The following is a 237-nucleotide window of genomic DNA, read 5'->3' as shown; positions in this document are numbered from 1 at the left end:
CCGCCGCGATGCGGCGGTAGCCGTATGTTGGCCGCTGCGCGGCGATCTGGCGAATACGGGGCAGCAGGTCCGCGTCGTCGGCCTTGGCGTACGGCCCGCGAGCCTTAGTGCTGCCGGCCAGGCGATCGTACACCGTCGAGCGCCCGACCCCGAGCGTGCTGGCGACCAGGCTCACCGGATGCTCTCCGGCAGCGGCGAGTGCATGAGCAAGCTCGCTTTTTTTGGGCGCGAGCGCTC

1 pseudogene is annotated in these 237 nt (G+C 70.5%); it reads right to left on the bottom strand.

From position 1 onward, the window contains the following. A pseudogene (locus AX685_RS19765) lies at positions 1 to 237 on the bottom strand (IS3 family transposase); the annotation flags it as partial.

It is taken from the genome of Sphingomonas sp. CCH9-F2, assembly GCF_001556735.1.
Lineage (GTDB): Bacteria > Pseudomonadota > Alphaproteobacteria > Sphingomonadales > Sphingomonadaceae > Sphingomonas > Sphingomonas ginsenosidimutans.
Note: the sequence above shows the minus strand (reverse complement) of the source record. Positions and strands in the feature narration are given on the sequence as shown.